At 68.2% G+C, this 6,538-nt stretch carries 7 protein-coding genes; 1 reads left to right on the forward strand and 6 read right to left on the reverse strand.

The features are described 5' to 3' along the window. The 3 genes from ABEA07_RS16300 to ABEA07_RS16310 form a co-directional block, all read right to left on the reverse strand. Positions 1–442 (reverse strand): ABC transporter permease subunit (locus ABEA07_RS16300; RefSeq protein WP_425584143.1); only part of this gene is annotated, 442 nt, incomplete at its 3' end. After that, on the reverse strand, positions 439–579 hold the full coding sequence (locus ABEA07_RS16305) for a hypothetical protein (protein WP_345539127.1): 141 nt from the start codon (positions 577–579) through the stop codon (positions 439–441). The genes ABEA07_RS16305 and ABEA07_RS16300, both read right to left, overlap by 4 nt. Continuing rightward, complete coding sequence (locus ABEA07_RS16310) at positions 572–1,816, reverse strand: ROK family protein (RefSeq protein ID WP_345539128.1); 1,245 nt, start codon at positions 1,814–1,816, stop codon at positions 572–574. The genes ABEA07_RS16305 and ABEA07_RS16310 overlap by 8 nt, the downstream gene beginning before the upstream one ends. A gap of 328 nt (positions 1,817–2,144) precedes the next feature. Here ABEA07_RS16310 and ABEA07_RS16315 point away from each other — a divergent pair, with 328 nt between their 5' ends. Then, complete coding sequence (locus ABEA07_RS16315) at positions 2,145–3,563, forward strand: MFS transporter (protein ID WP_345539129.1); 1,419 nt, start codon at positions 2,145–2,147, stop codon at positions 3,561–3,563. A 44-nt stretch (positions 3,564–3,607) separates the two neighbouring features. On the opposite strand, the gene ABEA07_RS16320 is transcribed toward ABEA07_RS16315, so the two are convergent. The 3 genes from ABEA07_RS16320 to ABEA07_RS16330 all read right to left on the reverse strand — a co-directional run. Further along, positions 3,608–4,492, reverse strand: a complete 885-nt coding sequence (locus tag ABEA07_RS16320) for a class I SAM-dependent methyltransferase (RefSeq protein WP_345539131.1) — start codon at positions 4,490–4,492, stop codon at positions 3,608–3,610. Continuing rightward, the gene (locus ABEA07_RS16325) at positions 4,489–5,928 is read right to left on the reverse strand and encodes an FAD-binding oxidoreductase (RefSeq protein WP_345539132.1); all 1,440 of its coding nucleotides are present in this window, start codon (positions 5,926–5,928) and stop codon (positions 4,489–4,491) included. Before ABEA07_RS16325 ends, ABEA07_RS16320 begins: the two co-directional genes overlap by 4 nt. A gap of 164 nt (positions 5,929–6,092) precedes the next feature. Further along, the coding region (locus ABEA07_RS16330) for a ShlB/FhaC/HecB family hemolysin secretion/activation protein (protein WP_345539133.1) at positions 6,093–6,538 on the reverse strand (446 nt) is incomplete at its 5' end.

The raw sequence follows: 6,538 nt of genomic DNA on the forward strand, positions 1-6,538 counted from the left end.
TGAGCGAGCCCAGGGTCACGATGAAGGGCGGCAGCTTGAGGAAGGCGATCAGCACGCCGTTGATCAGCCCGAAGAGCAGCCCGCAGCCCAGGCCCGCGGCAATGCCCAGCATGCCCAGGCCGGGAATGGTGGACACCAGCATCGCCGACACCGCGGAGGCCGCGAGGATCGAGCCCACCGACAGGTCGATGCCCGCGGTGAGGATGACGAAGGTCATGCCGGCGGCCAGCACGATGTTGATGGAGGCCTGCTGGGTGATGATCGAGAAGTTCTGCCAGCTGGCGAAGTTCTCGCTCGACACCGCGAAGCCGATGCACAGCAGGATGAGCACCGGCAGCATGCCCAATGCACGCATGATGTCCTTGCCCGAGGCGCCGCGCTGGGCGCCGGCTGCGGCGGGCTGGCCGAATGCTGCGAAGGAAGCAAGAGTCTGCCTGCTCATGATGTCTCCTGGAGGGTGGGGGTCCTGCGAACGCGGCCTGCGCTGGCGCGCAACTGCACGTCCTGCAGCGTCTTCACGCCGGGCAAGGTCTCGTCGATCCTGCGCAGCTCGGGCAGCGTGGGTGGGGAGTCATGCATTCGCCGTCTCCTGTGAGTTGGGATGGAAGCGGCCACGCAGCACGTCGGCGCGCGGCGAGAAGCTGAAAAACATCGGCAGGCTGGCCGCGCCGATCGCGCCGGCGTCGGCGCGGAAGCTGCCGCGCACGATGCGCGGGGTCTGGCGTGCCTCGGGCGCGATGGCGCGCAGGCCGGCCTCGAGCGATTGCATCAGGCGCTCGATCAGGCCGCTGTCGATGTCGCAATCGATCACCACCACGGGCAGATCCAGCACCGCGAGCGAGGCGCGGATGGAGGGCACCAGCGCGTCGACGCAGTCATCCAGCCAGTCCTGCACCTCGGCGCGGCCGGCCTGCACGCAGGCTTCCAGCTCGGCGTGGTCCTTCACCGCCAGGCCGTGGTGGCGCAGGTGGCGGGCGAGGGCGTTGAGCGAGGCGCGCGACAGCAGGATGTCCCAGCGCCGCACCGGCGCAGGCGCGGAGTCGAGCCGGCTGGGCGGCACCGGCATCAGGCCGAGGTCGGCCGCGTTGCCGGTGCTGCCGCGCAGGCTCTCGCCGCCGATCACCGCGCCGGCGCCCAGCGCCGCCCCGATGAAGACGTAGAGAAAGTCGTTCTCCTCGCGGCCGATGCCGAAGAACAGCTCGGCGATCGCGGCGGCGTTGCCGTCGTTCTCCTTGAATACCGGCTGGCCGGTGGCCTGCGCCAGCATCTCGCCGAAATCCACTTCGTCCCAGATGCGGAAGTCGGCCTCCAGGTCGAGCTCGCGCAGCCACGCGCCGAGGTTGTAGGGCTGCGCCAGGCCGATTCCCGTCAGGCGACGGCGCTGCGCCGCGTCGAGGTGCTTCATCACGCGCAGCACGTCCTCCCGCACCAGGGCCAGCGCCTTGTCGGGGTGGGGCAGCAGCACGTCGTGCGCGATGCGCGCGAGGATGCGGCCGCCCAGGTCGATCAGCACGGTCTCGATGCTGGTGCGGTCCAGCCGCACGCCGATGCCGTAGGCCCCTTCCGGGTTGACGCGGTACAGGCCGGCCGGCTGGCCGCGCTGGCCTTCCTGGCGCCGGCCGGCCGGCTCGATCAGGCGTGACTCTTCCAGCGACTGGACGATGCTGCCCACGGCCGTGTTGGTGAGCTGCGCCCAGCGCGCCAGATCGGCCTTGGACGCCTCGCCGGCCCGGCGCAGGCGCTGCAGCAGGTTGCGCTCGTTGTAGAGGCGCAGGTTGACCGAGTTGGTGCCTCGCCCGGGTCCGGCAGTGCTCACAGGGTTGTCTCCTTCGGCTTATTAATTAATTCAAGTTGAATAAATGGTAGAGGCCTGGGCGGGAGACGTCATCAAGGGTTAACCCGAGAAAGTGCAAGAAAAGTGTGGAACGAGCTTGGATCGCGCGCGCCATGGATCGAGTCGAGCAGAGACGGCGGGAGGCCAGGGTCCGTCACCTTCGACCTCCCGTGATCCCGGTAGAAACCCCCATAACGCGCGAATATCGAACGACAAAGATCGATCATCGATCGCGCCACCGTTTCGGCGCGTTGCCCCCACGGTGATCCGGCGCCTACAGTCCGCTGCGACACCCCAACGGAGACATCCCATGAGCCCAACCCAAGAGCACGAACCGCAAGCCCGGCACCAGTCGAAGAAGGCCGCCGCCAGCGGCTGGATCGGCTCGGCCCTCGAGTACTACGACTTCTTCATTTACGCGACCGCGGCCTCGCTGATCTTTCCGCAGATCTTCTTTCCCAAGGGCGACCCGGCCATCGCGATCGTCGCCTCGCTGGCGACCTACGGCGTCGGCTACGTGGCCCGGCCCATCGGGGCCTTCTTCCTCGGCCACTGGGGCGACACCCACGGCCGCAAGCAGGTGCTGATCCTGTGCATGTTCCTGATGGGCTTTTCGACCATTGCGGTCGGCCTGCTGCCCACCTACGACCAGGTCGGCCTGCTGGCGCCGGTGCTGCTGGTGATCTGCCGCCTGGTCCAGGGCTTCGCAGTCGCCGGGGAGATCTCGGGCGCCAGCTCGATGATCCTGGAACACGCACCCTTCGGCAGGCGCGGCTTCTTCGCCAGCTTCACGCTGCAGGGCGTGCAGGCCGGCCAGATCCTGGCCGCGGCCGTGTTCCTGCCGCTCGCGCACTACATGCCTGCCGAGGCGTTCAATAGCTGGGGCTGGCGCATTCCCTTCCTGCTGAGCTTCATCGTGATCGTGGCCGGCTACATCATCCGCAAGGAAGTCGACGAGACGCCCGCCTTCGCGGAAGAAGGCCAGCAGCAGCAGCGCCCGCGCTCGCCCATCGTCGACGCCTTCAAGTACAGCTGGAAGGACATGATCCGCGTCATCTGCATGGCCCTGATGAACGTGATCCCCGTGGTCGCCACCATCTTCGGCGCCGCCTATGCGGTGCAATCGGCCTACGGCATCGGCTTCGCGAAGGACATCTACCTGTGGATTCCGGTGCTCGGCAACATCCTGGCCGTGGTCGTGATTCCGTACGTGGGCAACCTGTCCGACCGCATCGGCCGCAAGCCGCCCATCGTTTTCGGCGCGCTGGCCTCGGGCCTGCTGGCCTTCGGCTACCTCTATGCCATCAGCATCAAGAGCGTGCCGCTGGCGATCTGCATGTCGCTGCTGATGTGGGGCGTGGTCTACCAGGGCTACAACGCGGTGTTCCCCAGCTTCTACCCGGAACTGTTCCCGACCCGCACCCGCGTCTCGGCCATGGCGATCTCGCAGAACATCGGCACCGCCGTGACCGCCATGCTGCCGGCCCTGTTCGCCACCGTGGCGCCTCCCGGGGCGGCCAACATCCCGCTGATCGTCGGCTCGCTGGCCTTCGGCATCACGGTGATCGCGGCGATCGCGGCGCTCAGTGCCCGCGAGACCTACCGCATCCACATGAACGACCTGGGCAATCCGGATGCGAAGCCGGTCCCCAAGGCGGAATACGCCCGGCTGCGTGAGCAGACGCTCGATGAGGGACGTCTGCACAAGGGCAAGGGCGTGCCGGCCTGATCCTGCTCCCTTCCGGTGAAGCGCTTGACGCTGCCCAGGCAGCGTCAAGCGCTTTTCGCTTGGCAGAGGACGAGGTTTTCGCCCGCCAGCGCGCGGCAAGGCGAGCCGGCTTCGTCCGCGAGGTCCTGGGTGGATGCGACCTCCAGCGGCGCGAAGCCGAAGGGCTGCAGGAAGGTGCCGATGCGCTCCGGCTCGATGAACCAGGTGAAGGGCTCGCCGCGCCAGGCCAGCCATCGCTCCACCCAGGGGCTTCGCGGGCGGAAGCCGGTGCTGCCGTCCGGCCACTTCGACATGAAGCTGAAGAGGATGCGGATCGTCGGAGCCCTGAGCGCCGCCAGTGCCCGGAACAGTCCCTCGACGGCCGCCGGCGCGAGGTACATCAGCAATCCCTCGGCGATGACCAGCGTGGCGCGGCCGTCGTCGAAGCCTTTGGTCGGCAACGCTTCGGCCGCGAGATCGGCGGCGATGAATCGCAGGTTGGCCGCCGGTTCGCCGTCCATCTCGCAGCCCAGGGCATGCTGCTTGGCCCGCTGGGTGGCGGGGTGGTCGATCTCGATCCAGTCGACGCCCGGAAACTGCGGTGCCAGTCGAAGGGCCAGCGTGTCGAAGCCTGCACCGATGATCACCACGCGCTGGAAGCCCTCCGCGAGGGACTGCCGGACCCGGCGCTCGATCCAGCGCTTGCGGTGCCAGAAATGCGCCGTGACGCCGGGCAGCACGAAGCGCTCCGCCATGCGCCACAGCCTCCGCGTGGGCGCGAAGGACGTGCTCTTCGCCAGGAGCCGGTCACCGAGGCTGCCGGACAGAAGCCGCTCGCACAGCGCGGGAGCCTCCGGCGCGACCAGGCCGGCCGTGCGCGGATCGCCGGCCAGCATGAGCGTGCCGGCAGCGATCAATCGGGCGGTGCTGCTTGCCTGATCCGTCTTCACGCGGCCGCCTCTTCGCGTGCGAGCGTGGCGGGGAAGGCCTGCGCGAAAGCGTCGCGGTAGTGCAGGTACCACGTGCTGGCGAACAGCTCCTGCGGGTCGTGTTCGCGCTTCTTCGCCAGCCATGCATCGAACTGGGGATAGCAGCGACGTACCTGCTCGGCCGTCGCATGGCGGTGATAGGTGAGGAAGAAGCTGCCTCCCAGCGCGGACGCCGCGTCGATCAGCGCGCGAAACGTGTGCGCGGTGCGGGCGAGGCCTGCCGCGTCGTGCGGTGTCCGGAGGTTGAAGACGATGCACGCGAAGTCGTCGCGCGCCCACGGCAGATACGAGGTGGTGTCGCGCAGGATGGAGCGGATGGTCCCGTAGATCACCTCGGTGCCGAAGGCGCGCAGCAGCTCGCGCGCCCGCTGCATGAACGGCAGCAACTGGTGGCGCGGCACATAGTGCTCGCCGATGACCAGCGTTTCGCGCGGGCCCGTGCCGTCTGCCTGGCTGCTGGCGAGGAAATCGGCGTAGCTCGGGATGTAGGTGCTCAACTGCATGGTGTCCGAGGCGTAGATGCCGCCGTGGGTGCCGAGATAGTGCTTCGCATACTGCGCGAAGGCCGCGTTCTTGTCGTCGTGCGCGAGCCGCAGCAATGTCAGCCACGCATCGGGTGCCAGGTCGGCCGGGGCCGCTTCGTGCGCGTCGCCCGCGCCTGCCGGCTGGTAGCAGGCGAGGACGCCGCGGCGCAGGAAGTGATCGTCCTGCGCGTCGATGGCGAACTGGAAGTCGCCGTACAGGCAACCTTCGTCGGCGCGGCGGAAGACGGCGTTCACCGCATCGTCAAGGTCCAGCACGTCGACCAGGCGCCTGAGCGCGACGCGCGGCGACAGGCGCAAGGTGGCGGCGTAGACGATGCCGAAGAGGCCATAGCCGCCGATCACCAGCGAGAACAGCTCGGCGTTGTGGGTGCGGCTGCACAGCACCGCCTCGCCGCGTGCGTCGATCAGCGTGAGGTCCTCGATGTCATGGCCCAGCGGCTGCATGGCCAGCCCGCGCCCATGCGCATTCGCCGCGATCGAGCCGCCCAGGGTCACATCGTCGACACCGGTCTGCTTCTGACGGATGCCCCAGCGGATCTCGCTATGGGCATCCATGGCGTGAGTGGCTTCGACGATGCGCGGCCACATGGCACCGGCTTCGATTCGCAAGAGGCCGCGCACGGGGTCGGCTTGCAGCACCTGGTCCAGTGCCGTCATGTCGACGTGGATGCTGTGGTCGGCGAACTGCTGCCCGCCCATCGCGTGCCGGCCACCAGCGACCGAGATGCGCCGGCCTGCGGCGGCTGCCTGCCGGACCGTGGCTTGCAATTCATGAAGTGTCTGCGGCTTGCAGACCTGCGCCACGATCGTGGCGTTCAAGCGGGAATGGACGTCGTCGAGGATCTGCGTCATGGTGGCCGCCTTGCGGGCGGTGGGAGTGGAGGGGGGCGCATCATTGGCGCGCCGCTGCAACGGGCTTCGATCCGCATCGCGAAAGTGGCCGGATACGCACCGCGGCGTATCGGCTTGCGATACCGCAGGGCTTGCGCTGGCGCAAGGGCCGCTGAGAGCGAAGTTCAGAAGCCTGCGTTGAGATTGAAGCCGAGCGTGAGTTCGGCCGTCCGATAGCCTTCGGGCTTTCGGATGGGCGCGCCGGTGAAGAAGTCGTAGCTCAGCCGGCTCCACTGACCTCGTACGCCGACGACGGCGCCGGTCAGGCTGCGGCCGGCCAGGGCGACGGTCGAAGGTCCGCTAACGCGGCCGTGGTCCATGCCCACATAGAGCTCGGCGCCGCTCTGGCCCATGGCCCAGCCGATGTCGCTTCGGATGAGCCATCCGCGCTCGCCCAGCAGGTTTGTCTCGCCGTCGAAGCCGCGCACCGTGTAGCGCCCGCCGATGGCGAAGCGGTCCTGGGGGGACAGCGGCGTACGGTTCCGCTGGGCCCGGACCAGGCCCGAATAGCGCAGCTTCTGGCCGCCGAGCGTGAAAGGCGCGTTGAGGCTGATGTCGGCGGTGTAGAGCT

The organism is Variovorax defluvii (assembly GCF_039541515.1).
GTDB classification, from domain to species: Bacteria; Pseudomonadota; Gammaproteobacteria; order Burkholderiales; family Burkholderiaceae_C; genus Variovorax; species Variovorax defluvii.

What these genes read in the sequence shown, in the direction of transcription:
- ABEA07_RS16325 (WP_345539132.1), bottom strand. Translation starts at nt 5,928, where the DNA reads ATGACGCAGATCCTCGACGACGTCCATTCCCGCTTGAACGCCACGATC.
- ABEA07_RS16315 (WP_345539129.1), top strand. Translation starts at nt 2,145, where the DNA reads ATGAGCCCAACCCAAGAGCACGAACCGCAAGCCCGGCACCAGTCGAAG.
- ABEA07_RS16305 (WP_345539127.1), bottom strand. Translation starts at nt 579, where the DNA reads ATGCATGACTCCCCACCCACGCTGCCCGAGCTGCGCAGGATCGACGAG.